Origin of the sequence: Natronococcus sp. CG52 (assembly GCF_023913515.1) — an archaeon.
Lineage (GTDB): Archaea > Halobacteriota > Halobacteria > Halobacteriales > Natrialbaceae > Natronococcus > Natronococcus zhouii.
Window position 1 is genome coordinate 229,048 of sequence record NZ_CP099391.1, and the last position, 25,502, is coordinate 254,549.

21 protein-coding genes and 2 tRNA genes are annotated in these 25,502 nt (G+C 63.8%); 14 read left to right on the forward strand and 9 right to left on the reverse strand.

The window, feature by feature from the left end:
• Positions 1-8: 8 nt before the first annotated feature.
• From NED97_RS01170 to NED97_RS01180, 3 genes are read right to left on the reverse strand one after another with little or no spacing between them, the layout of a single operon-like run.
• Entirely contained in the window at positions 9-803 is a 795-nt protein-coding gene (locus NED97_RS01170) for an ABC transporter permease (protein ID WP_252488915.1), read from the reverse strand.
• On the reverse strand, positions 803-1,813 hold the full coding sequence (locus NED97_RS01175; RefSeq protein WP_252488916.1) for an ABC transporter ATP-binding protein: 1,011 nt from the start codon (positions 1,811-1,813) through the stop codon (positions 803-805). The genes NED97_RS01170 and NED97_RS01175 overlap by 1 nt, the downstream gene beginning before the upstream one ends.
• Before the next feature lie 60 nt (positions 1,814-1,873).
• Entirely contained in the window at positions 1,874-3,112 is a 1,239-nt protein-coding gene (locus tag NED97_RS01180) for a CBS domain-containing protein (RefSeq protein ID WP_252488917.1), read from the reverse strand.
• Positions 3,113-3,606: 494 nt separating this feature from the next.
• Here NED97_RS01180 and NED97_RS01185 point away from each other — a divergent pair, with 494 nt between their 5' ends.
• The 3 genes from NED97_RS01185 (at position 3,607) to NED97_RS01195 (ending at position 5,843) form a co-directional block, all read left to right on the forward strand.
• The gene (locus NED97_RS01185; protein ID WP_252488918.1) at positions 3,607-3,837 is read left to right on the forward strand and encodes a helix-turn-helix domain-containing protein; all 231 of its coding nucleotides are present in this window, start codon (positions 3,607-3,609) and stop codon (positions 3,835-3,837) included.
• A gap of 157 nt (positions 3,838-3,994) precedes the next feature.
• On the forward strand, positions 3,995-4,525 hold the full coding sequence (locus tag NED97_RS01190; protein ID WP_252488919.1) for a 50S ribosomal protein L16: 531 nt from the start codon (positions 3,995-3,997) through the stop codon (positions 4,523-4,525).
• Positions 4,526-4,952: 427 nt separating this feature from the next.
• Positions 4,953-5,843, forward strand: coding sequence for an ATP-grasp domain-containing protein (locus tag NED97_RS01195; protein ID WP_252488920.1), 891 nt, complete (start codon positions 4,953-4,955; stop codon positions 5,841-5,843).
• 14 nt (positions 5,844-5,857) lie between these two features.
• Here NED97_RS01195 and NED97_RS01200 read toward each other — a convergent pair whose 3' ends face one another.
• Together NED97_RS01200 and NED97_RS01205 are read right to left on the reverse strand one after the other, a co-directional pair.
• The gene (locus NED97_RS01200) at positions 5,858-6,253 is read right to left on the reverse strand and encodes an Hsp20/alpha crystallin family protein (protein ID WP_252488921.1); all 396 of its coding nucleotides are present in this window, start codon (positions 6,251-6,253) and stop codon (positions 5,858-5,860) included.
• Between the two features lie 44 nt (positions 6,254-6,297).
• Positions 6,298-7,365, reverse strand: coding sequence for a type II glyceraldehyde-3-phosphate dehydrogenase (locus NED97_RS01205; RefSeq protein ID WP_252488922.1), 1,068 nt, complete (start codon positions 7,363-7,365; stop codon positions 6,298-6,300).
• Between the two features lie 268 nt (positions 7,366-7,633).
• On the opposite strand from NED97_RS01205, the gene gap reads away from it, so the two are divergent.
• The 6 genes from gap (at position 7,634) to NED97_RS01235 (ending at position 13,851) form a co-directional block, all read left to right on the forward strand.
• Positions 7,634-8,704, forward strand: a complete 1,071-nt coding sequence (gene gap / locus NED97_RS01210) for a type I glyceraldehyde-3-phosphate dehydrogenase (RefSeq protein WP_252488923.1) — start codon at positions 7,634-7,636, stop codon at positions 8,702-8,704.
• Between the two features lie 41 nt (positions 8,705-8,745).
• Positions 8,746-9,951: a phosphoglycerate kinase gene (locus NED97_RS01215; protein WP_252488924.1), complete on the forward strand. Its 1,206-nt coding sequence runs from the start codon at positions 8,746-8,748 to the stop codon at positions 9,949-9,951.
• 196 nt (positions 9,952-10,147) lie between these two features.
• Entirely contained in the window at positions 10,148-11,095 is a 948-nt protein-coding gene (locus tag NED97_RS01220) for an aminopeptidase (protein ID WP_252488925.1), read from the forward strand.
• A gap of 146 nt (positions 11,096-11,241) precedes the next feature.
• Entirely contained in the window at positions 11,242-11,895 is a 654-nt protein-coding gene (locus NED97_RS01225; RefSeq protein WP_252488926.1) for an HVO_0476 family zinc finger protein, read from the forward strand.
• Between the two features lie 454 nt (positions 11,896-12,349).
• Entirely contained in the window at positions 12,350-13,015 is a 666-nt protein-coding gene (locus NED97_RS01230; RefSeq protein ID WP_252488927.1) for a protein-L-isoaspartate(D-aspartate) O-methyltransferase, read from the forward strand.
• Positions 13,016-13,086: 71 nt separating this feature from the next.
• Entirely contained in the window at positions 13,087-13,851 is a 765-nt protein-coding gene (locus NED97_RS01235) for a protein-L-isoaspartate O-methyltransferase family protein (protein WP_252488928.1), read from the forward strand.
• Between the two features lie 189 nt (positions 13,852-14,040).
• On the opposite strand, the gene NED97_RS01240 is transcribed toward NED97_RS01235, so the two are convergent.
• From NED97_RS01240 to NED97_RS01255, 4 genes are all read right to left on the reverse strand, one after another.
• Positions 14,041-16,158, reverse strand: coding sequence for a bacterio-opsin activator domain-containing protein (locus NED97_RS01240; RefSeq protein WP_252488929.1), 2,118 nt, complete (start codon positions 16,156-16,158; stop codon positions 14,041-14,043).
• A gap of 192 nt (positions 16,159-16,350) precedes the next feature.
• The gene (locus NED97_RS01245; protein WP_252490667.1) at positions 16,351-16,770 is read right to left on the reverse strand and encodes a group I intron-associated PD-(D/E)XK endonuclease; all 420 of its coding nucleotides are present in this window, start codon (positions 16,768-16,770) and stop codon (positions 16,351-16,353) included.
• 462 nt (positions 16,771-17,232) lie between these two features.
• A tRNA-Asp gene (locus tag NED97_RS01250) sits at positions 17,233-17,305 on the reverse strand.
• Positions 17,306-17,328: 23 nt separating this feature from the next.
• A tRNA-Asp gene (locus NED97_RS01255) sits at positions 17,329-17,401 on the reverse strand.
• Between the two features lie 329 nt (positions 17,402-17,730).
• Between NED97_RS01255 and NED97_RS01260 the strand changes: the two genes are divergently transcribed.
• The 5 genes from NED97_RS01260 to rpoA2 are packed head-to-tail and all read left to right on the forward strand — an operon-like array spanning position 17,731 to position 25,501.
• The gene (locus tag NED97_RS01260; RefSeq protein ID WP_252488930.1) at positions 17,731-17,958 is read left to right on the forward strand and encodes a DNA-directed RNA polymerase subunit H; all 228 of its coding nucleotides are present in this window, start codon (positions 17,731-17,733) and stop codon (positions 17,956-17,958) included.
• The gene (locus tag NED97_RS01265) at positions 17,959-19,533 is read left to right on the forward strand and encodes a DNA-directed RNA polymerase subunit B'' (RefSeq protein ID WP_252488931.1); all 1,575 of its coding nucleotides are present in this window, start codon (positions 17,959-17,961) and stop codon (positions 19,531-19,533) included.
• A gap of 6 nt (positions 19,534-19,539) precedes the next feature.
• Positions 19,540-21,369: a DNA-directed RNA polymerase subunit B gene (gene rpoB, locus NED97_RS01270; RefSeq protein ID WP_252488932.1), complete on the forward strand. Its 1,830-nt coding sequence runs from the start codon at positions 19,540-19,542 to the stop codon at positions 21,367-21,369.
• Positions 21,370-21,378: 9 nt separating this feature from the next.
• Positions 21,379-24,306, forward strand: a complete 2,928-nt coding sequence (locus NED97_RS01275; protein ID WP_252488933.1) for a DNA-directed RNA polymerase subunit A' — start codon at positions 21,379-21,381, stop codon at positions 24,304-24,306.
• Positions 24,299-25,501: a DNA-directed RNA polymerase subunit A'' gene (gene rpoA2 / locus NED97_RS01280; protein WP_252488934.1), complete on the forward strand. Its 1,203-nt coding sequence runs from the start codon at positions 24,299-24,301 to the stop codon at positions 25,499-25,501. The genes NED97_RS01275 and rpoA2 overlap by 8 nt, the downstream gene beginning before the upstream one ends.
• Position 25,502 lies beyond the last annotated feature (1 nt).

The following is a 25,502-nucleotide window of genomic DNA, read 5'->3' on the forward strand; positions in this document are numbered from 1 at the left end:
GCCGGGGTTCAGTCGGTCAGTCCGTAGCCGATCTTGAACAGGTAGACGTCGATCGCGAGCACGACCGTCGTGAGCGCGGTGAGCACGCCGAGCGAAGCCAGCGGTGCAAACTCGGCGTACGCCGCCGGCGCGATCTCGAGCAGGTCCGAATGGCCGAGCAGCCCGTACCGGACGCTGTCGACCATGTAGACCATCGGGTTCAGCAGGGAGACGGTCTGCCAGGCCGGCGGGAGGATGGTCAGGGAGTAGAAGACCGCCCCGAAGAACACCAGCGGCCGGAGGATGAACTGATTCATGACGGTGAGATCGTCGAAGTCCCTGGCTACGAGTCCGCCGATGATTCCGAAACTCGAGAAGAGCGCGGCGATGACGACCATCGTCGCGACGAGAAAGATCCCGTTCTCGATCGAGATGGGGACGAAGAGGCGGCCCACGGCGGCGATGATGACGCCGACGATCAACCCCCTGACCGAACTGGCGGCCACGTAGGCGACGACCATCTCCGCGTACGACAGCGGCGAGGTGAGCGTCTCGTGGATGTACTCGTTCCACCGCCCGTGGAAGATCGAGAACGAGGCGTTCTCGAAGGCGTTCGAGATCGTCCCCAGCACGACGAGACCGGGCAGGATGAAGAGGATGTAGTCGAAGCCCGCGATCTGGTCGATCCGCCCGCCGAGGACGACTCCGAAGACGGCGAAGTAGAGGACGTTCGTGATCGCCGGCGGCATGAAGGTGTTCTTCGGCCGGCGGACGAACCGCAGGATCTCGCGGCGAAAGAGCGCGCTGAAGCCGACGGACCACATCAGGCGACACCCTCCTGTTCGCGGACGGCTCCACCGTCGGTCTCGTCCTCCGTCGGTTCGTCGGTCTCCGACGCACCGGAGCGCGTCACCGTCCGGTCCTCGCTCCTCGTCAGATCCACGAAGATCTCCTCGAGCGAGGTCCGCGAGATCTCGAGGTCGGCGATCTCGTAGCCGTCGGCCTCGAGGTCGTTGAGCAACTGCGGCGCGGTCGAGCCGCCGTCGTCGACGCGCACCTCGAGGTGGTCGCCCGACAGCGTCGTCTCGTGGGCGTACTCGCCGAGGGTGGGCGCGACGGCCGGCGAGGACTCGAGACGAACCGTAACGGTGTCGGTCCCGCGCGTTTTGAGGTCGTCGGGCGTCGCGACGGTCACTTTCTGGCCCTCGTTCATGATCGCGACGCGGTCACAGAGGCGCTCGGCCTCCTCGATGTAGTGCGTCGTCAGGAGCACGGTCGTCCCCTCCTCGTTGAGTTCGGTGACGAGTTCCCAGAGATCGTGGCGGAGTTGGACGTCGACGCCGGCCGTCGGCTCGTCCAGGATGAGCAGGTCCGGATCGGTGACGAGCGCCCGGGCGAGCAGCAGTCGCCGCTTCATCCCGCCGGAGAGCCAGTCGAAGCGCTCGTCGCGCTTGTCGTAGATTCCGACCCGTTTGAGGACCTCGTCGGCCCGTTCGGCGGCTTCCTCCTCGGGAATCCCGTGGTAGCCGGCCTTGTGCATTAGGACCTCGCGGATGGGGAAGAAACGGTCGACGTTGAACTCCTGGGGGGCGAGGCCGATCGCGTTCCGTGCTTCCTGGTACTCGTCTTCGACGTCGTGGCCGAAGACTCGCGCCTCGCCGCCGGTCTTGCGGGCGAGGCCGACTAACGTGTTGATGAACGTCGTCTTGCCCGCTCCGTTGGGACCGAGCAGGCCGAAGAACTCGCCCTCCTCGACGGTCAGCGAGAGCTCCTGCAGCGCACGCAGGTCACCGTATTCCTTCACGAGGTCCGTCGTCTCGATGGCCGGTGGCATCGACGGTCTCTCGGCTTCGGCCGCGGTTAAGAATGTTGGATCCGGCACTCGAACCGGCCCTCAATCGGCCGCTTGCGGCTTTCTCGAAGCTTCGAGAGAACCGCTCTGCTGGACGATGTCGAACGCGGTCATCACGTCCGAACGGGAGATCAGGCCGACGAGGTCGCCGTCCTCTTCGCGCGCCGTCTCGTTGAGCGCACGGTCGGCGGAACGCTGTGTCGCGCTATCGACGACGAGGAGCCGGCCGATATCGTTCTCTCGCATCTGTTCGATCGCGGTCATCGCATCGGAGTCGGGAGTGATCGTCTTCAGGTCGGTGGTCATCACGTCTTCGACCGTGTAGGCGTCTCGCTCGACGGGTTTGATCCCGCGGGCGTCCGTGAGCGTGACGAGTCCGACGAGTCGCCCGTTGTCGCCATCGACGCCGCCGGTCTCGACGACTGGATACCCCGTGTGGCGCTCGGTGAACATCCGCTGGATCAGGTCGGCGATCGAGGTGTCCGGATCGACCGTGTGGAGGTCGCTCGCAGGCGTCATGATGTCGGCGACGGTGACGTCCTGGAAGGCGGCTTTCATCGTCACCTGCTGGGCCTCGCTCGAGGCGGCGATGTAGACGAAGAAGGCGACGCCGATGAGGATGATGTTGAACGCGAACAGCCCGAACAGTCCCATCGCGATCGCGAACAGCTTTCCGATGCCCGCGGCCTGCTGGGTCGCCTGCGCGTACGGTCTGCCGCGAGCGAGCAGCGCCCGGAGGATGCGCCCGCCGTCCATCGGGAACGCGGGGATCATGTTGAAGACCGCGAGCGCGACGTTGAGCACGGCGAGATAGCCGAGGACGAACCGTGCGCCGCTGAACGTCTCGGGCGTGACGAGAAACAGCAGGTAGGAGGCGACGCCGACCAGCACGGAGACGATCGGCCCCGCGATGGCGATAGTGAGCTCTTGCCTCCAGTCCTCGGGCATCTCCGAGAGGGCGGCGATACCGCCGAACAGCCAGAGCGTGATCGAGTCGATGGGGAAGCCGTACCGCTGGGCCGTCAGCGAGTGGCCGAGTTCGTGGAGGACGACGCCGACGAAGAGCCCGACCGCCGCGACGAATCCGAGTATCCACGGGTTCAACCCGCCGGTCACGTCTCCGACGTCGATCCCTGCGCTGAGGGTAACGTTCAGAATATCTGCAACGTCTCCGATCTGAGCGCCGATGAGATACGCGAACAGTGGAAGCACCAGCAAGAACGTGAGGTCGAGCTTGATCGGAATCCCAAACAGGGAGCCGATCCGGAAACTCTTCATCATGTTAAATGCTATCGGTGGCAGAACCTTAAGTGCGCCCCCAGCGCGCGGAACGGCATCTTTCGACCGCTTCGAACCGATCTGTGGCTCTCGAGCGGACCGCGACGACGCGCCTTCCGTCGACCAGCACGTTCGAATCGGAGGAGGTGAGCGTCGCCGACTCTCGACTCTCTTCCCGAAATTAATACTCCTTATACAATTCTCAAATCCAGATTAAACCCTATTAACCATCAGGAACTCGTGACTGCCTGTCGAGGTGAACGGGTCGAATCAAAGAGTAGTCGGTGGTATTCGGTAGTTGTCTATTCGGTTCTCTCACTGGCCTCGGCTCTCTTCACAGCCAGAAAACGGTCGAAAACGCTAATACTGTGCTCTAATCTGTACACCTCCAGCTCGGCGCGGAATGCATGTTCATATAATCACAATAATATCCATTAGTCAATATTACCCAAATGCACCACAGATTTATATGTGGGTTTGGCGTGGCTCCTACTACGATGATGGAACAGCAACTCACCACCGAACCGCTCGAATCGATCCCCGCCGAACTCGAGTCCCCGCAGGGGAAACTCGTCTACCTCTACCTCGACGCTACCGGAGGTGCGACGGCGACCGACCTGAACGAGGCGCTGGCGATGAAGAAGATCGCGGTCCTCTCGATCCTCAACTCGCTCTCGGGACAGGGTCTCGTCGAGAAGGACGGCGACGTGTACGTTCCGCGCGACTGAATTATTAGTTGTCCTCGACGTGTCCGCCGTCAGTTCACCCTGACCAGCGACCGCCTCGAGTGGCCGTGACGATCGGAGAGGCCGACAGCTGCTGGACGCGGCGCTTCGAAGGCTTTATCCGCACGGTAGGCCTGCGTTTTCGTAAGTAACCACAACCATGTCAGACAAACCTGCCTCAATGTACCGGGAGATCAGTAAGCCGGCCTACACGCGCCGCGAGTACATTACTGGGATCCCCGGTTCGAAGATTGCGCAGCACAAGATGGGCGACGTCAGCGCCGATCCCGAGGATTACCCGGTTCAGATCAGCCTCGTCACCGAAGAGGAGGTCCAGATCCGTCACGGGAGCCTCGAGGCCTCGCGCCTCTCTGCGAACCGCTACATGCTGAAGAACGCCGGCGAGGGCAACTACAAGATGATCCTCCGGAAGTTCCCCCACCACGTCATCCGAGAGAATAAGCAGGCGACGGGTGCGGGTGCAGACCGCGTTTCCGACGGGATGCGACAGTCCTTCGGGAAGATCGTCGGCACCGCCGCGCGAATCGGCGCGGGCGAGCGCATCTTCACGATCTGGTGTGACCTCGACGACGCCGAGTTCGCGAAGGAAGCGTTCCGCCGCGCGTACAACAAGATCTCGCCGCCGTGTCGCATCGTCGTCGAGAAGGGCGAAGAGAAGCTGGTCGCCTAAGACGAACGACCTTTTACTCTGTCGTTCGAAAGACGCGTAGCGTCTTCCGTGATGACGAAACGCCGAAGGCGTTTCGAACCACGTTCGTTTCGCGTCTGGAGCGGCGGTGCCGCTCCACGACGCGTTGTCACTCGGTAAAAGTTCGACCAAAAGCACCGGAAGACGCTACGCGTCTTCCGAGCCCTCGTTCGCTTTCGCTCACGAGGACACTCCTCCTTCCGTTCCGAACGCATAGCGTTCTCCACGTCAGTCGTCGGCCCGCTCGCTCACTGCGTTCGCTCGCGGTCGATAAAAGGGAGACCGCCTGCCCTCCCCCGGGTCGCGGGTTCCTCGCAGCGCTCGGAACCCGCTCCCGGCCGTCGACGTGTAGTCGAGTTTCGCTGTCGAGGCATGCAGGTTTTTGCGTCTCTGTTCCCGATGCTCGAGCATGATCGATCTCGCGGTCGCGAACAAAAAGGAAACGTTCCGGCGGATGCGCGACCCGCTCGGGGAGCGCGGTATTCGGGTACACCACGTGCCCGTGCGCGAGCGAGTAGTCCCGCTGGGCGAGGACGCGCCGTGGTCGGCGGGCGACTACGACGTGGGTTTCGTCTATCCCGGCCGGCTGATGGAGGGCGGGGTCGCCGACGCGCTGCTCGAGATTCCGTGGCTCAACGACCACGAGACGGTGCTCACATCGCGGAACAAAGCGGAAGTGATCGCCCGCCTCGAGCGAGCCGACCTGCCGGTTCCGAAGTCGGTGTACGTCTCTAACGACGTCGGGGAGGGCGAGCTGGTCGACGTCTTCGACCGATTCGAACCGCCGGTCGTCGTGAAACCGAACTCGACGACCCGGGGGGTCGGCGTCGCGAAGGCCCACGACCTGGACTCGTTTCTGGGCATCTGTGACTACCTCTCGCTGGTCCACGACTACCGGGCGACCGGTGACCAGTCGTTTCTCGTCCAGGAGTACCTTCCGGAGGCGACCGATTATCGCGTAATGGTCCTCGAGGGCGAGTACGCGGGCGCGGTCGAGCGCCGGCTCCCGGACGACGCGGTCCGCGAGGGGCAGTGGAAACACAACGTCCACCGGGGGGCCGAGGCGACGGGCGTCGATCTGCCGCCGGAGTGGCGCGAACTGGCCGAATCGGTCGCCGCCGAACTCGAGATCCCGTTTCTCGGCGTCGACCTGCTCGAGGCGAACGATCGGCTGGTGGTCAACGAAACGAACGCCCGGCCCACGATCGACGAGGCGACGAAGTACGAGTTCGGGTTCTACGATCGGCTGGCCGATGCGATCCGCTCGAGAGCGGGCGGTAGCGAGAAAAACCGCTCGTGACCGCGACGGCCGCGTTACTCGAGGCTGATACCCGAGGACTGCTCTGCGGGTTCGAAGACGACCTCGAGGACGCCGTTGTTGTAGGTCGCCGATGCCGTATGTTCGTTCACACGATGTGGGAGCGAGACGCGCTCGTCGTACTGGCGGTGGTCGCTCTGTGCGGAGATCGTGAGCGTCTTGCCGTCACACTCGAGGTCGATGTTGTCCTTCTCGACGCCCGGGAGGTCGGCGACGACGCGAATCTGGTCGTCGGTTTCGTGAATATCAACGTGGGTGTCCATGCCGAAGCCGCTGTCGACGGCGCCCGAGGAGTCGAAATCGACGTCGGCACCGTTCATCATCTCGTTCATCATCCGTTCGATCTCGCGAAAGAGGTCGTCGAAGGGTTCGTCGCGGTCGTCTCGTCGCATAGCTGGTGGTTAGTACGGGACGGCCAAAAACTTTCCCCGACAGTTCAGTCTGCGGTCTGTCGATCCACGGCCCGTTCCTCGGCGGTACCCAGTCGCTGCAGACCGATTCCGAGCGTTTCGTTCGTGAGCGCGCGACTTTCCGGCCCGTCGAGGAGTCCCGTAACCGACCGGAGCGCGTCGACGTTCTCAGGGACGACGTCCGCTTCCTGGTGGATCGCTTGCATACAGTAGAGGTCTCGACCCTCGACGGTGATCGACTCCTCCCAGATGCAGTTCTCCCAGATGTCGCCGCGCGGCCGCCCGGCGTCGAGCGCGAGGTCCTTGAGGGTGCCGGCGCCGTCGATGCCGGCGTACTCGGGGATCAACAGGAGGCGGTCCTCCTCGCGGAGCCGGTTGCGGACCTCCTCGACGCTGCCGGGTCTCTCCTCGAGCGTGATGTTCACCGCGTGAACGTGCATCATCGTCGTCGGTACCTTGAGCCCGATGGTGTCGATGTCGAGTTCGGGGAAGACCGTCTGGACGTCGGGACCGTGGTGAGAGGGAATGGAGACGGGGTCCGGAACCGCGTCGTTGATCGGACCGCGTCCGGTCTGGTTCGGATCGCCGCCGCGGCGGATCAGCGTCGTTCGAACCTTCTCGATCCCGTAGTCCTCGTGGATCGGGGCGACGAACCGGGAGAGCCCCGTCGTGTTACAGGAGACGACGCGGACGTAGTCGGCGTCGGTCGCCTCGTCGTAGTTCGCACGGGCGTTGAAACTGACCTCGGCGATGGTGGCGTCCTCGCCACCCTGGAAGAGTGCGGGGGTGTCGTGGCGTTCGTACAGAGGGCGGTTCTCGGCACCGATACCGGAGGGCGTTGCGTCGACGACGATGTCGCTCTCGGCGACGAGTTCGTCGACGGTGCCGGCGAGTTCGAGGCCGGCCTCGTGGAACCCATCGGCGCGATCCTCGTCGACCGCGTAGAGCGGGTAGCCGGCCTCGGTCGCCCCGACGGCGACGTAGTTGGGGCTGACCTTGGCGACGCCGGCAACCTCCATGTCAGGTTGCGCTCGAATGGCGTCTGCGACGCGTTTTCCGATGGTGCCGTAGCCGTTGATTCCGACCCGGAGCATACGCGTTGACGTCCACCGCCAACCGGCATAACTGTTTTGCAAGAATCTGATAGATGTTAACTCGTAATTGAGTTGTTTGACGAAAATCGGCAGGTGGGGCCGTGCTAGTGCGTACACACGTAGGGATTCAAATACATAAGAAAACGTTCATAGTCGTGCGAACGGGCGTTGCCGTTCCGTCGATCGAGTACGCTGGAATTTCTCCCGATCGTCCATCAACATTTCGCAAGGGGCAAGTGATTTAATCGTGGCTCTCTAGTACTCACATATGAGTGAACATTCGTACACGGACGGAGATTTCGAAGGACCGCTACGTATCGGACTCAACGGGTTCGGGCGAATCGGTCGAAACGTCCTCCGAGCGTCGCTTTCCGACGATAACGTCGAGATCGTCGCGATCAACGACGTCATGGACAACGACGACATGCGGTACCTCCTCCAGTACGACTCGGTGCACGGTCGTCTCGACGACGTTTCGCTCGAGGGCGACACCCTCACCGTCGAGGGCCGGGAGATCCGACTCTGCTCGGAGCGCGACCCGACCGAGCTTCCGTGGGACGAACTGGACGTCGACGTCGCGTTCGAGGCGACCGGCATCTTCCGGACCCACGACGAAGCTGCCCAGCACCTCGAGGCCGGCGCCGACAAGGTGCTGATCTCGGCCCCGCCGAAGGGCGAGAAGGAGGTCCAGACGATCGTCTACGGCGTCAACCACGAGGACTACGACGGCGCGGACGTCGTCTCGAACGCCTCCTGTACGACGAACTCCGTCGCACCGGTCGTAAAGGTGCTCGACGACGAGTTCGGCATCGAGTCCGGCCTGCTCACGACGGTCCACGCCTACACCGGCACGCAGAACCTTGTCGACGGCCCGCTCGACAAGCGCCGCCGCGGACGTGCCGCCGCCGAGAACATCATCCCGACCTCGACCGGCGCCGCGATCGCCACCACCGAAGTGCTTCCCCAGCTCGAGGGGAAACTCGACGGGATGGCGATGCGCGTTCCCGTTCCGAACGGCTCGATCACCGACCTCACGGTCGACCTCGAAGCCGACGTCACCGAGGAGGAGATCGCCGACGCCATCCGGAACGCAGCTGACAACGAACTCGCCGGCGTACTCGGCTACACCGACGAGGAGATCGTCTCCCGGGACATCGTGGGGATGCCGTTCTCCTCGTACGTCGACCTCGAGTCGACGATGGCGCTCGAGGGCGGTCTCGTGAAGGTCCTGACCTGGTACGACAACGAGTACGGCTTCTCGAACCGGATGCTCGACCTCGCGGCGTACGTCGCCGCCGAGTCCGAGGATCTCGAAGCCGACGAGACGGTCGCTCACTGATCACTTTAAAATTTTAAGCGCGTCCGGCGCGCCGTTCCTGTATGTTCAAGACGATCGACGACCTCGAGTCCGGACAGCGACTGCTGGTACGCGTCGACATCAACGCACCCGTCGAAGACGGCGTCGTCCAGGACAATCGACGGTTCGCTCGTCACACGAAGACGCTGCGCGAACTGCTCGCGGACGACCACGCGGTCGCGCTGCTCGCCCACCAGGGCCGGCCCGGCCGGGACACCTTCGTCTCGCTCGAGGGCCACGCCGATATTCTCGCCGACCACCTCGAACAGGACGTCGAGTTCGTCGCGGACACGTACGGCGACGACGCCCTCGCGGCGATCGACGACCTCGAGGAAGGCGAGTTGCTCGTCCTCGAGAACGCCCGGATGTGCGACGACGAACTCCCCGAAGAGGACCCGGAGGTCAAAGCTGACACCGAGTTCGTCCGGACGCTCGCGCCGGCGTTCGACGCCTACGTCAACGACGCCTACTCGGCGGCCCACCGCTCGCACGCCTCGCTGGTCGGCTTCCCGCTCGTGATGGACGCCTACGCCGGCCGCGTGATGGAGACCGAGTACACCGCGAACTCGGCGATCCAGGAACGGGAGTTCGACGGTCCCGTTACGATGGCGCTGGGCGGCACCAAGGCGGAAGATCTGATCCCGGTCATCGAGCAGGTCGACGACACCGTCGACCGATTCTGTCTCGGCGGGATCGTCGGCGAACTCTTCTTGCGGGCCGACGGCCACGACGTCGGCTACGACGTCGACGGAACCGACTTCTTCGACCACCAGTGGGATGACCACCGGGGGACGATCGAGCGCATCCTCGAGGAGTACGGCGACCGACTTCACCTCGCGAGCGACCTCGCCTACGAGGACGACGACGGCGAGCGCGCCGAGGCCGAGGTCGACGGCCTCGAGAAGGACACCTCCTACCTCGACGTCGGCTCCGCCACGGCCGAGGAGTACGCCGACCTCGTCCGCGAGTCGGAGGCCGTCTTCGTGAAGGGTGCCCTCGGCGTCTTCGAGGACGAGCGCTTCGCCGACGGTACCGTCTCCGTGCTCGAGGCGATTTCCGAGACCGACTGCTTCTCGGTCGTCGGCGGCGGCGACACCTCGCGCGCGATCGAGATGTACGGGCTCGACGAGGACAGCTTCGGTCACGTCTCGATCGCCGGCGGCGCCTACGTCCGCGCGTTGACGGGTGAACCGCTGGTCGCGGTCGAGGTGCTCGAGGGCGCGAACTGAGATCGACCTCGCTCGATCGCTCGAGCGGGAGCTGGCGCCGTTTACAACTCGTTCTTCCCCGGTTGGAAATCTGACGCCAACTCTGTGCGATCGAGCCGAACGACCCGTTACCGGTCGCATACCAGGATACGAAGGCGTCCCGATTCTGCCACGAGCGAAGGCAAGACCTTTCGGCTCGCTGGACCCAGAGTCGAGTATGTCCGACCTCCGAACCGCGGCCGAGACCGCCGTTCGACAGTGTCTCGCCCTCGAGTCCGACGAATCCTGTGCCGTCGTCACGGACGATAAACGGGAACCGATCGGCGAAGCTATCTACGACGTTGCGAGCGAAATCACCGACGACGCCGTCGTCGTCCGCTATCCGCCGGGTGAGACCCACGGCGGCGAACCGCCGGCGCCGGTCGCGGCGGCGATGGCCGGCGCCGACGTCGTTCTCGCGCCGACGACGAAGAGCCTGAGTCACACTCGCGCACGCACGGACGCGAACGAGGCGGGCGCCCGCGTTGCCACCCTGCCGGGGATCACCGAGGACGTGTTCACGACGGGACTGGACGCCGACTACGAGTCCATCGCCGACCACTCCGCGACGCTCCGCGAGCAGGTCGACGGCGCCGACGAAGTTCGCGTCACGGCGCCCGCCGGCACCGACATCGCGTTCGGAATCGGCGACCGGGAATTCCTCTCGGACACGGGTATCGTTCACGAGCCAGGGATCATGTCGAACCTCCCCGCGGGCGAGGTGTTCGTCAGCCCGGAGACCGCCGAGGGAACCTTCGTCGTCGACGGGACGATGATGCCCCACGGACTGCTCGAGGAGGGAGAGACGCTGGCCTTCGAGGTCGAAGACGGTCTCGTCACCGAGATTTCGGACGACGAGATCCGCGAAACGGTCGAGAACGCCGCGGACGAGGTCGGCGACGCGGCCTACAACCTCGCGGAACTGGGGATCGGAACCAACGTCGCGGTCACCGAACTCGTCGGCTCGGTGCTGCTCGACGAGAAGGCCGGCGGTACGGTCCACATCGCGATCGGTGACGACGCGGGGATCGGTGGCGACGTCGAGGCGCCGATCCACCTCGATGGGATCATTCGAGAGCCGACCGTGTACGCGGACGGCGAGGCGATCGACCTCCCGGGACAGTAACTCCCTCTTCGCCGCCATCGACTGACCGAAGATGGACGACACGACGGACGACCCCGAGACGGACGAGTTCACTGCGGAGAACTCGAGTGTTCCGAACCCGAACGCGGTCCAATCGCCTTTTACGCCCGTGGCGTTTACGACGCGTTATGAACGACGTTCCAGATCGGATCCCGGCGCCGTGTCCGTCGTGCTCGCCGGACCTCGAGACGGTCCACGAAGTACTGACGGAAGGCGGCGGCGATCTCACCGTTCGCTGTAGCGAGTGTAGCCACGTCCACAAGGTCCAGCCCGAGCGCCAGCGCGAGGTCACCCTCGACGTCGTCGTCTCCCAGGGCGGCGAGTCCTTCACGGCCAACGTCACGGTCCCCGAGGACCAGACGGTCGAGACCGGCGACGAGTTCATCCTCGAGACCGACGAAGTGCTGTCGACGGTTCGCGTGACGAGCGTCGAACTCGACGGACAGAAACGCCCCGAGAAGGGGGTCGCCGACGAGATCGAGACGGTCTGGACCCGCGAGGTCGACAACGTCGCGGTCAACGTCACGATCCACCCGCAGGACGGCTCGAGGGAGGACAGTCGGAGCACGGCCGTCCACGTGCCGGGCGACTACGAGTTCGAGGTCGGCGAGACCGAGACGTTCGGCGACGACGAGTTCGAGATCGACGCCTTCGTCGTCCGAGAGGACGCCTCGGGGTACGACCGAGACCGGTACGAGATGGAGGGCGACAGGGCGGTCGCGAAGGACCTCAAACGGGTCTACGCCTACGACCAGCAGACCAGCGCCTGGTCGGCCTGGTGATCGTCTGTTACGGTACGCGGTCGTTGTGGGTCAGACGGACCCAAACGCGGATTTCGCCGAAAACGGTGCTCTTCTCCGGATCGTAAGTCCTCCGTCGCAACTGGTGACGACGCGGGGAAGTACACCACGAAAGCCCCTGACGCGCTCGACTCGCGCGTCTCGCTGTGCGCCTCGGCTCGCGTCGTCGTGCTTCGCCGAACGCGTCAGCCCCTTTCATTCCCGCCCGGATCGGCTGGCCGGTCGAGCCACCGCGGGTGGGAATGAAAGGGGCTGCCGCCGTCCGGGAAGACGGGCGACGCAAGCACGTGACCGGTAGGGAACGCGCGCAGCGAGCCCATTGACCGGACGACGGCAGGGGCTTTCGTGGTGTTCTCGGCGATTCCGCTTGCCAAACGATTACTCTCTTTCACCGAGTGCCCCACAGCCTATTGTCGGCGAGCGAGTACCCTCGAGCATGTTCGATCGATTCGGCTCCGACGGCTCCGACGACGCTGAGGACTACGAGACCGCACGCGAGCGGATGGTCCGGACCGTCGCCTCGCGGGTCGACGACGACCGCGTCCTCGGGGCGCTCGAGGCGGTCCCGCGCCACGCGTTCGTCCCGCCGGATCGCCGGGACAGCGCCTACGAGGATCGGCCGCTACCGATCGGCGACGGACAGACGATCAGCGCCCCGCACATGGTCGCGATCATGGCCGATCGCCTCGAACTCGAGCCGGGCGAGGACGTCCTCGAGATCGGGACCGGTTGTGGCTACCACGCGGCCGTCACCGCCGAGATCGTCGGCCCGGAGCACGTCTTCAGCGTCGAGTACGGCGAGGATCTCGCCGAAAAGGCGCGCGATCGTCTCGCGGAGACGGGCTACGGCGACGTCTCGGTTCGCGTCGGAGACGGTCGCGATGGGTGGGACGAACACGCGCCGTACGACGCCGCGTACTTCACGTGTGCGACCGCGGAACTCCCCGAAGCCGTCGTCGAGCAGGTCCGTCCAGGGGGCCGACTGCTCGCACCGGTCGGCAGCGGCTTCCAGACGCTCGTGCTGGCCGAGAAACGCCCGGATGGGGGCCTCGAGCGGAGCACGCACGGCGGCGTTCGATTCGTCCAGATGCGCGGCCAGTAAGCGGTGGTCAGGGGCGTTCACGGTGCAGGCGCGAGCGCGCGTTTGATTACGTCTGATGGATTAGTCCGTGTATGGACCCTGCGGTACTGCGAGAGGACATGGTCGACGGGCTCGAGTCCCCGGCCAAGGACGTTCTCGCGGACGAAGCTGTCGCCGTCGCCATGCGAGAGGCTCCTCGCCACGCGTTCCTCGAGGACGAGCGGACCGCCTACGCGGATCGCGAGCACGAGGTCCTCGGAACCCGCGTCCTCTCCCCGAGTACGGTTGCCAGACTCTTCCAGGCGCTCGCCGCCGAAGACGGCGACGACGTGCTGATCGTCGGCGCCGGCATCGGCTACACGGCGGCCGTCGCCGCGGAACTCGTCGGCGAGACGAACGTCCACGCCGTCGATATCTCCCGTCCGCTCGTCGTCGAGGCGCGGCGAAATCTCGCAGCGGCGGGCTATCAGGGCGTGCTCGTCGACCGGCGCGACGGCGCACAGGGATTCCCCGAGTACGCGCCGTTCGATCGAATTCTGCTCGAGGCGGCCGCGGTCGAGCCGCCACGCGCGTTGCTGACCCAGCTCGCCGACGGCGGCCGACTGGTGTTTCCGCGGGGAACGCACCGCCAGCGCCTCGAAGCGCTCGAGGACGGCGAAACCGTCGCCCGGTTCGATGCCGTCTCCTTCGATCCGCTCCTGGTCGAGGGCGAACAGTCCGGTGCCGTCGAACGGAACCGAACCGCTCGCGAGGACCGCGAGTACGCCAGACAGCGCGCGGAATCACGCACCGGCTGGGAACAGGAGTGGATCGAGTGGGAGGACCGAAGCGGTCGGTCGTCAGTACAGGAACAGTAGCATTCCTCTGCGGACGTTTCGCACTACGCTCACCGCGACCTACCTCTTTCTACCCGCCGATCTCGGTAAAAGTGGGGTGGGGGGTTGGGGGTGGCGACGGTCGATTGCAGATCGCCACTTACCGGTAGGCGCTACCGGGAGTTAAATATAATTTCTAACTGTTTGTATACATTGAACGGAGCATACTAATCAGTTAGAGTAGTCGTCGAACGCCAGCGTGACGAGTTTCCGTTCGGCCGCCCGCAGGTGATAGTGGTAGGTCGGCGGTGAGACGCCGAGGGTGTCCGCGAGATCCTCGCCCGTACTCTCGCGGGGCCACTCGAAGAAGCCGCTGTAGTAGGCGGCCTGCAGCGCCTGAAACTGCTTGTCGGTGAGTCGTTCCTCGAGGCGCGCGTCGAATCGCCTCGACGATCGCGCGCTCGTCGTCTCCCGACGGGCTTCGAGCTCCGTCTCGGGAAATCCCTCCCTGAGCGACTTGATCAGCGACCGGGCGTCGACCTGATGAGGCGCCTCGAGCGTAATCGTCGTCGTTCCCGCTCGGGCCGTCGCAGTCTGCACCCGTGCGTCGTACGTCCGCAGTACGTTCAGGAAGGGCGTCGACGTCACGGTCAGTTCGAACAGCGTCTCGTCCTCGCCCGCTGAGAGCACGGAGAGCCGCTCGACCGACGCCCACTCGGACTCGAGTGCGGTCAGTTCCGGTCCCGTCGGAACCGAGACGAACGCGATGGTCTCGTCGGCCGCCCGCTCGACCACGCCCACGACCGAGACCGGTTCGTCGAGTCGGTCCGAGAGTCGGTTGATCAACAGTCGGGAGTCGCGACACGCGAGTTCGAGTTCGAGCGTTCCGTCGGTGTGCATCGTGCGCGTTCGCTCGACCGACCGCATCGCGTGTCCGATGGTCTCACCGAGTTCGGCGAGGACCTCGCGCTCACCGTCGCCGATGGTGTCGACGCCGTCGGCGTGGATCAGTAACACTCCGTACCGCCGCTCGTCGTCGACGAGCGGCACCGAGAGCACCGTCTGGTAGCCGTAGGTGAGCGCTTCCGTTCGCCGGCAGCCCCAGCCGTCGATCTCGAGAACGTTCTCGACCACCCGGACCTGCTCGGAGTCGAGCGTCTCTCGGGCGAGTACGCTCTCCGGCGCGTCGGTACCGTCGTCGCGAATGCGATCGACGTACGCCGCATCGACGCCGGCCCAGTTCGTCGGTTCGGGCGGCTCGGTGTCGTTCGAGGCGATCCAGGCGAAGCGATACCGGTCGGTGTCTGCGAGCCGGTCACACACCGTCGTCTCGATCGCGTCTCGAGTCGTCGTCTGAGCGATGCCGTGGTTGATCTCGCGGACGATCTCGTTGAGGTGGTTGAGTCGCGTCAGCTCCTCGTTCTGTCGGCTGAGCGTCCGGTCGTGCTCGCGCAACAACTGCTCGCGTTCCGCCCGGTCCAGTGCGGCTTCGGTGTTCGCTCCCAGGATGTGCACCAGTTCGGTCATCGTCTCGTCGAAGCCGTCGACGGTCCCGGATCCGACGACCAGAGCGCCGTGGGTTCCGAGCGGAACGATCAGTTCGCTCCGACTCAGCGGCTGAGTTCCCTCGACGCCGTCCTCGCGCATCACGTCCTCGTAGTAGGTACTCTCGCCGGCGGAGAAGGCGTCCCAGACCAGTCCGCCGTTTCGTTCGATCGTTACGTCGGGGTCGCCGAACGCTGGCGACGACCGCGTCGAGGCGGCGTGCTCGAGGACGCCTTCCTCCGGCTCGAACGCGTAAGCTGCGGCGACCTGGACGTCGAGAATTTTGGCAGCGGTGTCGGTCGCGACGCGATAGATCTCGCTCTTCGTCTCCGCACGCATCAGATCCCGGGTCGTCTCGTGCAGCGTCGTCAGCGTCCGCTTGTACCGGCGTTCGCTCCGTCGAAGCTCCGTCTCGGCGCGATACTGGGAGACCGCGTTCGTGATCTGGTTCGCGAGCAGGGTGTACTGCTCCGTTTTGCTGTCCTTCTGCAGATACTGGGTCACGCCGGCGGCGATGGCCTCGCTCGCGAGTTCTTCTGACCCTCTCCCGGTAAAGAGGACGAACGGTAGCTTCGGCTCCTGTTCGCGAACGCGCTCGAGCAACTCGAGTCCGGTCATCTCGGGCATCTCGTAGTCGCTGACGATACAGTCGACGTCACGCGTTGCGCGGATCTCGAGCGCCTCCGTGGCGTCGGTCGCCGCAAATACGACGATCTCCTCTCGCTCGCGTTCGAGCATCGTGCCGGCGAGCTCCGCGTAGTCCGGTTCGTTGTCGACGACGAGGACGGTGATCGGCTCGGACATGGGTAAGCGATCGTCGACGCTCGCTCGAGCAGCGTCCCGCTGCGAGGAGTCGCCGACCTGTCTCACGTAGTGAGGTACCGCGAATGTACTAATATATTAGGATCTGATCTACGCTCGCACTAACTGGTTTGACCGATTGCGTTCGTACTGGGAGTCGATCCGGGACGGGTGGTTCGAGTAGACGGAATTAGCCTATTCCGGAATATGACCGTCGAACTCGTAGTCAGTTGCCCAATTAATCGAGGGATGGTCAACACTCGATTCAAACCGGAGTTCCATCTTCTGTTTCGTTGCCTCGTCGATGAGAATCCAGTACAGCCGGTCTGTCTCCGGGTACCGGACACAGAACGCATCAACAGCATCGTCGTACGTCTGTTCGTAGTATGATCCATTCTTCGTCGTCTGTGAGTGAGTATTGAATCGAATCGTCTGTGGTTTGTTCTGCCACGCCGTTTTGCACTGGACACGGTAGAGCCGAGTTCCGTCGTCCACTAGTAGATCGCACTTATCGTTATCTCCGAAGGGGATGGAGACGCTGTAGCCGTTTGCGATAAATCGTGAAATTATTCTGGCTTCTGTCTCGTCCCCCTGGGCTTTCGAATTGCTCGTCAGTCATTCATAACTGACAACGGTATATGATTTCTCCCCGAACACACTGAATGAGTCCCTGGAGCGCCTCCTCAGATTATTCGGCAGTACCAAGAGTTGAGAACGCGCTCGAGGTGGAATTTGAACCCGGCAGAGACGTTCCGGGCTGCGGTCTCACTTGCTCACGGCTTCGCCGTTCGCTTTTCGCGGTTCTCGCTTCGCTTCGAACCGCGCACCGTTCGACCGGTCCGGACATGCGACTCTTTATTTTCAAATCCCTCATTTCGTCTTTCCGTTCACGGATGACGAGTACACGCTACGCGGTGCTCGTCGAAATTGTTCGCCGAAGAAGACACCCGAGGCGGGATTTGAACTACGGTCGCAGCAGAGCTGCTCCCTGATTCAAATCCCTTGTTTGCGTTTTTCGAAATTCGGATGCTCGCAACACAGCAAGCTGGTTGCTCGCGACGTTGAATTTCGAGAAAGCGCCCGAGGCGGGATTTGAACCCGCGTCACAACCGTGACAGGGTTGTATGATGGGCCACTACACCACCCGGGCCGAAGGTCGAAAGTACGAGAAAGCGCCCGAGGCGGGATTTGAACCCGCGTCACAACCGTGACAGGGTTGTATGATGGGCCACTACACCACCCGGGCATGCTTGCACCGTCTTTCGACGCAATATATCGTTTCCCGGTGATAGTATTAAGGCTTTCCAATCGGACGACGTGTGGTAGGTCGACCCGATACTCGAGCGACTCGAGTACCCGTGAGGACCGATTACTCGTGTCACCAACTCACACGACCCACAAGGAATATAACCCAGAACGGGCTACGCGTAGTTGTGACAGACAGTCCCGGTCAGGTTCGCCAGGCCGGTTAGCCACGCTTCTGAGTCGAGTTAGTAACGGTTAAATGCGTCCCGCCGCTACATGCCTGTAGTATCTCGTGACAGCCGCTTCTCTCCCGATAGCCCACACCAACACATGGTAGACGTAAGCCAACACGAACTCGTTCCGGAGCACACCGTTCTCGAGGATGACGTCCTCGAGGAGGTCCTCTCCGAGTACGATATTGACCGTACAGACCTGCCCAAAATCAAGCGTAACGACTCCGCGCTGCCGGACGATGCGGAGGTCGGCGACGTCATCAAGATCGTCCGCAACTCACGAACGACCGACCAGGCCGTGGTATACCGACTCGTGGTGGAATAAATGGCAATGGAACTTAATCGAGACAAACGACGAGACATTTCGCGCGAATACTTCTCGAGGGAACGGCTCGCCGAACACCACTACCGCTCGTTCAACGCCTTCCTCAACCGGGGGATGCAGGAGGTCGTCTACGAGAAGGAGACGATCGACACCGACATCGGCGACAAGGAGGGCGAAGAACCGGTCTACGTCGAACTGGGCGACGTGCGCGTCGTCACGCCCCGCGTTCGGGAGGCCGACGGCTCCGAAGAGCTCCTCTACCCGCAGGAGGCGCGCCTCCGGAACATCACTTACTCCGCGCCGGTCTTCATGGAGATGTCCATCGTCAAGGGCGAGGAGGGCGACGAGCGTGTCGTCGACTCCACGGAGACGAAGATCGGCCGGATGCCGATCATGGTCGGCTCCGACAAGTGTAATATCGCCGGCTTCTCCGACGAGGAACTGATCGAGATCGGCGAGGACCCCGCCGACCCCGGCGGCTACTTCATCGTCAACGGCTCCGAGCGCGTGCTGATGACCAGCGAGGACCTCGCACCCAACAAGATCCTCGCGGAGTACGACACGAAGTACGGCGACGAGATTCAGGTCGCCAAGACGTTCAGCCAACGCCGCGGCTACCGCGCGCTCGTGCTCTGTGAACGGACCCGGGACGGGCTGCTCGAGGTTTCGTTCCCCTCGGTTTCGGGCTCGATCAACTTCGTCACGCTCGTCCGTGCGCTCGGACTCGAGAGCGACGAGGAGATCGTCCACAAGGTCTCGAACGATCCCGAGGTCGTCAAGTACATGCTCGAGAACCTCGAGGAAGCCGAGGTTCAGACCGAGGAGGAGGCCATCGAGGAGCTCGGGAAGCGCGTCGCCTCCGGGCAGGGCAAGAACTACCAGCTCAAGCGGGCCAACTACGTTATCGACCGCTATCTCCTGCCGCACCTCCACGAGGAGGGCGTCGAGGAGGAGGACGTCCGGATCAACAAGGCTCACTACCTTTGCCGGATGGCCGAGGCCTGTTTCGAACTCGCGCTGGGACGTCGCGAGGCCGACGACAAGGACCACTACGCCAACAAGCGGCTGAAGGTCTCGGGTGACCTGATGAAGGACCTGTTCCGGACCGCGCTGAACAAGCTGGCCCGGGACGTGAAGTACCAGCTCGAGCGTGCGAACATGCGCAACCGCAACCTGTCGGTGAACACCGTCGTCCGCTCCGACGTCCTCACCGAACGCCTCGAGCACCCGATCGCAACGGGGAACTGGGTCGGCGGCCGCTCCGGCGTCTCCCAGCTCGTCGACCGGACGGACTTCATGGGTGTGCTCTCACACCTGCGCCGGCTTCGCAGCCCGCTCTCGCGCTCGCAGCCGCACTTCGAGGCGCGAGACCTGCACGCGACCCAGTGGGGTCGCATCTGTCCCTCCGAAACGCCGGAGGGTCCGAACTGTGGGCTGGTGAAGAACTTCGCGCAGGCGATGGAGCTCTCCCAGAACGTCGAGGACGAACAGGGACTCAAACGGGAGCTGGCATCGATGGGGGTCGAGGGCATTCCCGGCCTCGAGGGTATCGAGCGATCGACTGCAGATGACTAATCAACCATGAGCAGCCAACAACGAGAAGCCAAGGTGTACGTCAACGGGTCGCTGGTGGGGACCCATCCCGATCCGCACGAACTGGCCGAACAGATACGCGAAGCGCGACGCATCGGCGACGTCAGCGAGATGGTCAACGTCTCGGTCAAGGACCGGACCCGCGAAGTGATCGTCAACGCCGACGCGGGCCGCGCTCGCCGTCCGCTCCTCGTCGTCGAGGACGGCGAACCGCGCATTTCAGAGCAGGAGATCGAAGCGCTCCAGGACGACGACCTCGAGTTCGAGGACCTCGTCGATCACGGCTACATCGAGTTCATCGACGCCGAAGAGGAAGAGGACATCTACGTCGCCGTCGACGAGGACGACTTAGACGAGGACCACACCCACCTCGAGATCGACCCGTCGCTGATCTTCGGGATCGGTGCGGGGATGATTCCGTACCCCGAACACAACGCCTCGCCGCGTATTACGATGGGAGCAGGGATGATCAAGCAGTCGCTCGGACTGCCGAGCGCGAACTACCGGATCCGACCGGACACGCGCCAGCACCTGCTGCACTACCCGCAGCTCTCGATGGTGAAGACCCAGACGACCGAGCAGATCGGCTTCGACGACCGGCCCGCCGCCCAGAACTTCGTCGTCGCCGTGATGAGCTACGAGGGGTTCAACATCGAGGACGCGCTGGTCATGAACAAGGCCAGCGTCGAACGCGCGCTCGCCCGCTCGCACTTCTTCCGAACCTACGAGGGCGAGGAGCGTCGGTATCCGGGCGGCCAGGAGGACCGCTTCGAGATTCCGAGCCAGGACGTTCGCGGGGCCCGCGGAGAAGAAGCCTACACGCACCTGGACGAGGACGGTCTCGTCAACCCCGAGACGACGGTCGACGAGAACTCCGTTCTGCTCGGGAAGACGAGTCCGCCGCGATTCCTCGAAGAGCCCGACGACATGGGCGGTCTCTCGCCGCAGAAGCGCCGCGAGACCTCCGTCACCATGCGCTCGGGCGAGTCGGGCGTCGTCGACACCGTCACCCTGATGGAGGGCGAGGACGGCTCGAAGCTCTCGAAGGTCTCCGTGCGCGACGAACGGATCCCCGAACTCGGGGACAAGTTCGCGTCCCGACACGGACAGAAGGGTGTCGTCGGCCACCTCGCACCACAGGAGGACATGCCCTTCACCGAGGAGGGGGTCGTTCCCGACCTCGTCCTCAACCCGCACGCGCTGCCGTCGCGGATGACCGTCGGACACATTCTCGAGATGATCGGCGGCAAACTCGGTGCGATGGAGGGTCGCCGCGTCGACGGAACGCCGTTCCTCGGCGAGGACGAGTCCGAACTTCGCGGGGGACTCGAGGAGTCCGGCTTCAACTCGGCCGGCAAGGAGACCATGTACTCCGGCATCACCGGCGAGAAGATCGAGGCGGAGATTTTCGTCGGGATCATCTTCTACCAGAAGCTCTACCACATGGTCTCGAACAAGCTGCACGCCCGCTCGCGCGGACCGGTGCAGGTGCTGACCCGCCAGCCCACCGAAGGTCGGGCCCGCGAGGGTGGGCTCCGTATCGGTGAGATGGAACGCGACGTCTTCATCGGTCACGGCGCCGCGATGACGCTGAAGGAACGGCTCCTCGACGAGTCCGACCGCGAGTACATCCACATCTGTGGACAGTGTGGAATGAGCGCGGTCGAGAACGTCGAACAGCGGCGTGTCTACTGTCCGAACTGCGACGAGGAGACGGACATCCACGAGATCGAGATGAGCTACGCGTTCAAGCTCCTGCTCGACGAGATGAAGGCTCTGGGTATCGCGCCGCGACTGGAACTGGAGGACGCCGTCTAACCCACCACCATGCAAAACAGCACACCAAAAGATATCGGATCAATCAACTTCGGGCTCATGGAGCCCGAGGAGTACCGGGAGATGAGCGCGACGAAGATCATCACGGCCGACACCTACGACGACGACGGCTTCCCCATCGACATGGGACTGATGGACCCGCGTCTCGGTGTCATCGACCCCGGCCTCGAGTGTAAGACCTGCGGAAAGCACTCGGGTTCGTGTAACGGCCACTTCGGCCACATCGAACTGGCCGCACCCGTCATCCACGTCGGCTTCACGAAGCTCATTCGTCGACTCCTGCGTGGGACCTGTCGCGAGTGCTCGCGGCTCCTGCTGACGGAGGACGAGCGCGGGGAGTTCCACGACCAGATCACGGAATCGCGCAAGCTGGGTCGCGACCTGAACGACGTCACGAAAGCCGCCATTCGACAGGCCCGGAAGAAGGACCGGTGTCCGTTCTGCGGCGAGGTTCAGTACGACATCGACCACGAGAAGCCGACGACCTACTACGAGGTCCAGCAGGTCCTCACGAGCGAGTACTCCCAGCGGATCGCCGGCGCGATGCAGGGCGACGAGGAGGCCGGCGTCGAGCGAACGACGCCGGACGAACTCGCCGAGAAGACCGAGATCGAACTCTCGCGGGTCAACGAGATCCTCTCGGGCTCGTTCCGACCGCGCGAGAACCAGCGCAAGGCCATCGAGAAGGCACTCGACATCGACCTCACCGAGGAGGACACGAACAAGCTGATGCCGAGCGACATCCGGGACTGGTTCGAGAACATCCCGGACGAGGACATCGAAGTGCTCGGGATCGATCCCGAGCGCTCCCGGCCGGAGTGGATGATTCTGACGGTCCTCCCCGTCCCGCCGGTCACCGCGCGACCGTCGATCACGCTCGACAACGGTCAGCGGAGTGAGGACGACCTCACCCACAAGCTGGTCGACATCATCCGGATCAACCAGCGGTTCATGGAGAACCGCGAGGCCGGTGCGCCACAGCTGATCATCGAGGACCTCTGGGAACTGCTGCAGTACCACGTCACGACGTTCATGGACAACGAGATATCGGGAACGCCGCCGGCCCGTCACCGCTCGGGTCGACCGCTCAAGACCCTCTCCCAGCGCCTGAAGGGCAAGGAGGGGAGGTTCCGAGGTTCGCTGTCCGGGAAGCGCGTGAACTTCTCTGCGCGTACCGTCATCTCGCCGGACCCGACGCTCTCGCTGAACGAGGTCGGCGTTCCGGACCGCGTCGCGACGGAGATGACCCAGACGATGAACGTCACCGAACGCAACGTCGAGGAGGCTCGCCGCTACGTCTCGAACGGACCCGAGGGCCACCCCGGCGCGAACTACGTCCGGCGTCCGGACGGCCGCCGGCTGAAGGTGACCGAGAAGAACTGCGAACAGCTCGCAGAGAAGGTCAAGGCCGGCTGGGAGGTTAACCGACACCTCGTCGACGGCGACATCGTCATCTTCAACCGCCAGCCGTCGCTGCACCGGATGTCGATCATGGCCCACGAGGTCGTGGTCATGCCGTACAAGACGTTCCGTCTCAACACCGTCGTCTGTCCGCCGTACAACGCCGACTTCGACGGCGACGAGATGAACATGCACGCCCTTCAGAACGAGGAGGCCCGTGCGGAAGCGCGCGTGCTCATGCGGGTACAGGAACAGATCCTGAGTCCGCGCTTCGGTGAGAACATCATCGGCGCGATCCAGGACCACATCTCGGGGATGTACCTCCTGACCCACGACAACCCGCGGTTCAACGAGACGCAGGCACTCGACCTGCTCCGAGCGACCCGGATCGACGAACTGCCCGAGCCGAGCGGCGTCGACGACGAGGGCAAGCCGTTCTGGACCGGCTACGACGTCTTCTCGGAACTGCTGCCCGACGACCTGGATCTCGAGTTCATCGGCACCGTCGGCGAGGACGTCGTCGTCGAGGACGGCCAACTCCTCGAAGGGACGATCGCCGAGGACGAGGTCGGCGAGTTCGGCGGCGAGATCGTCGACACGATTACGAAGGCCTACGGCAACACGCGTGCCCGGATCTTCATCAACGAGGTTTCGACGCTCGCGATGCGGGCGATCATGCACTTCGGGTTCTCGATCGGTATCGACGACGAGACTATCCCGGAGGAAGCACAGGCTCGCATCGACGAGACCATTACGGACGCCAACGACCGCGTCGAGGAACTCATCGAGGCCTACGAGCGGGGCGAACTCGAATCGCTGCCGGGCCGAACGATCGACGAGACCCTCGAGATGAAGATCATGCAGACGCTCTCGCGGGCTCGTGACAACGCCGGGAACATCGCCGAAGAGCACTTCTCGGGAGATAACCCGGCGGTCGTCATGGCCGAGTCGGGTGCCCGTGGTTCGATGCTGAACCTGACCCAGATGGCCGGCTGTGTCGGCCAGCAGGCAGTTCGCGGAGAGCGGATCAACCGCGGCTACGAGGATCGGACGCTCAGTCACTACAAGCCGAACGACCTCTCTGCGGAAGCACACGGCTTCGTCGAGAACTCGTACACCAGCGGCCTCACCCCGCGGGAGTTCTTCTTCCACGCGATGGGTGGCCGCGAGGGGCTGGTCGACACCGCAGTCCGAACGTCGAAGTCCGGCTATCTCCAGCGCCGCCTGATCAACGCGCTCTCCGAACTGGAAACCCAGTACGACGGGACCGTCCGGGACACCTCGGACACTATCGTCCAGTTCGAGTTCGGCGAGGACGGTACCTCGCCGGTCAAAGTCTCTTCCAGCGATGACAACGATATCGACGTCGAGCATATCGCGGATCGTGTCCTCGACTCCGAGTTCGCCTCCGAAGCGGAGCGAGAGGAGTTCTTCGGAACGAAGGCGGAGCCGACGAACCTCTCCGAATACGCCGATACTCGACTCACCGAGGGTACGGAGGTGACCTCCGATGACTGAGGTCGCCTACGCCGTCGACGACGACACGATTGCTGTCGTCGAGGACACCGCCCTCCCTCGGCGGCTCAAAGACGAAGTCTACGAGACACTCGAGGGCCGTGGCGATGCCACCGCCGACGACGCCGACGAACTGGCCAAGGCCGTCGAGGCTCGGTACCTCGATACGCGGGTCGATCCGCTCGACCCCGTCGGCACCGTCTCGGCGCAGTCGATCGGCGAACCCGGAACGCAGCTGACGATGAACACGTTCCACTACGCGGGAGTCGCCGAGATCGACGTGACCCAGGGGCTGCCGCGGCTGATCGAACTGGTCGACGCCCGGAAGACTCCGGACACGCCGATGATGACGGTCTACCTCGAGGACGAGTACGCCACCGAGCGCGAGAAAGCCCACGAGGTCGTCTGGAAGATCGAGGCGACCAAGATCCTCGCGCTGGGTGACGTCTCCACGAACGTCGCGGACATGCGGGTCCAGATCTCGCTCAACCAGGACACGCTCGAGGAGCGGATGATCACGCCCGAGGAGGTCGCAGAGATCATCGAGGACAACCTCGGTGTGAAGGCCAACCAGCAGGGCGCCCAGATCGAGTTCGGTCCGGAGGAGCCGTCCTACCGGGACCTGCTGCAGCTGGTCGAGGAACTGCGCGACATCACGTTCAAGGGTATCGAAGACATCTCCCGCGTCGTCATCCGTCGCGAGGAGATGGACGACGGCAACGAGGAGTTCGTCCTCTACACCGAGGGTTCGTCCTTCGGTGACGCTCTCGAGATCGAGGGCGTCGACGCCTCCCGATCGACGTGTAACAACATCCACGAGATCCATCGTAACCTCGGGATCGAGGCCGCTCGCGAAGCGATCATCGAGGAGACGAACAACACGCTGGCCGAGCAGGGTCTCGACGACGTCAACGTCCGCCACCTCATGCTGGTCGCGGACATGATGACGAATCGTGGCGAGATCGAGTCGATCGGTCGCCACGGTATCTCGGGCTCGAAGCAGTCCGTCCTCGCCCGCGCAGCGTTCGAGGTGACGGTTAACCACCTGCTCAACGCGGCTATCCACGGCGAAGTCGACGATCTCGACGGCGTCACGGAGAACGTGATCGTCGGCAAACCGATCAAGCTCGGTACCGGTGACGTCGATCTGCGGATGGGATCGACGAGTCCGGGCTCCGGCGGCGGTCAGGCCGACTGAT

Bases quoted from the DNA above. Each gene is read 5' to 3' on its own strand.
- NED97_RS01240 (WP_252488929.1), bottom strand. From the start codon at position 16,158: ATGTCCGAGCCGATCACCGTCCTCGTCGTCGACAACGAACCGGACTAC.
- NED97_RS01220 (WP_252488925.1), top strand. From the start codon at position 10,148: ATGTCCGACCTCCGAACCGCGGCCGAGACCGCCGTTCGACAGTGTCTC.
- NED97_RS01200 (WP_252488921.1), bottom strand. From the start codon at position 6,253: ATGCGACGAGACGACCGCGACGAACCCTTCGACGACCTCTTTCGCGAG.
- NED97_RS01235 (WP_252488928.1), top strand. From the start codon at position 13,087: ATGGACCCTGCGGTACTGCGAGAGGACATGGTCGACGGGCTCGAGTCC.
- NED97_RS01230 (WP_252488927.1), top strand. From the start codon at position 12,350: ATGTTCGATCGATTCGGCTCCGACGGCTCCGACGACGCTGAGGACTAC.
- NED97_RS01170 (WP_252488915.1), bottom strand. From the start codon at position 803: ATGTGGTCCGTCGGCTTCAGCGCGCTCTTTCGCCGCGAGATCCTGCGG.
- NED97_RS01195 (WP_252488920.1), top strand. From the start codon at position 4,953: ATGATCGATCTCGCGGTCGCGAACAAAAAGGAAACGTTCCGGCGGATG.
- rpoA2 (WP_252488934.1), top strand. From the start codon at position 24,299: ATGACTGAGGTCGCCTACGCCGTCGACGACGACACGATTGCTGTCGTC.
- rpoB (WP_252488932.1), top strand. From the start codon at position 19,540: ATGAGCAGCCAACAACGAGAAGCCAAGGTGTACGTCAACGGGTCGCTG.
- NED97_RS01180 (WP_252488917.1), bottom strand. From the start codon at position 3,112: ATGATGAAGAGTTTCCGGATCGGCTCCCTGTTTGGGATTCCGATCAAG.
- NED97_RS01185 (WP_252488918.1), top strand. From the start codon at position 3,607: ATGATGGAACAGCAACTCACCACCGAACCGCTCGAATCGATCCCCGCC.
- NED97_RS01215 (WP_252488924.1), top strand. From the start codon at position 8,746: ATGTTCAAGACGATCGACGACCTCGAGTCCGGACAGCGACTGCTGGTA.
- NED97_RS01275 (WP_252488933.1), top strand. From the start codon at position 21,379: ATGCAAAACAGCACACCAAAAGATATCGGATCAATCAACTTCGGGCTC.
- NED97_RS01225 (WP_252488926.1), top strand. From the start codon at position 11,242: ATGAACGACGTTCCAGATCGGATCCCGGCGCCGTGTCCGTCGTGCTCG.
- gap (WP_252488923.1), top strand. From the start codon at position 7,634: ATGAGTGAACATTCGTACACGGACGGAGATTTCGAAGGACCGCTACGT.
- NED97_RS01260 (WP_252488930.1), top strand. From the start codon at position 17,731: ATGGTAGACGTAAGCCAACACGAACTCGTTCCGGAGCACACCGTTCTC.
- NED97_RS01190 (WP_252488919.1), top strand. From the start codon at position 3,995: ATGTCAGACAAACCTGCCTCAATGTACCGGGAGATCAGTAAGCCGGCC.
- NED97_RS01265 (WP_252488931.1), top strand. From the start codon at position 17,959: ATGGCAATGGAACTTAATCGAGACAAACGACGAGACATTTCGCGCGAA.
- NED97_RS01205 (WP_252488922.1), bottom strand. From the start codon at position 7,365: ATGCTCCGGGTCGGAATCAACGGCTACGGCACCATCGGAAAACGCGTC.
- NED97_RS01175 (WP_252488916.1), bottom strand. From the start codon at position 1,813: ATGCCACCGGCCATCGAGACGACGGACCTCGTGAAGGAATACGGTGAC.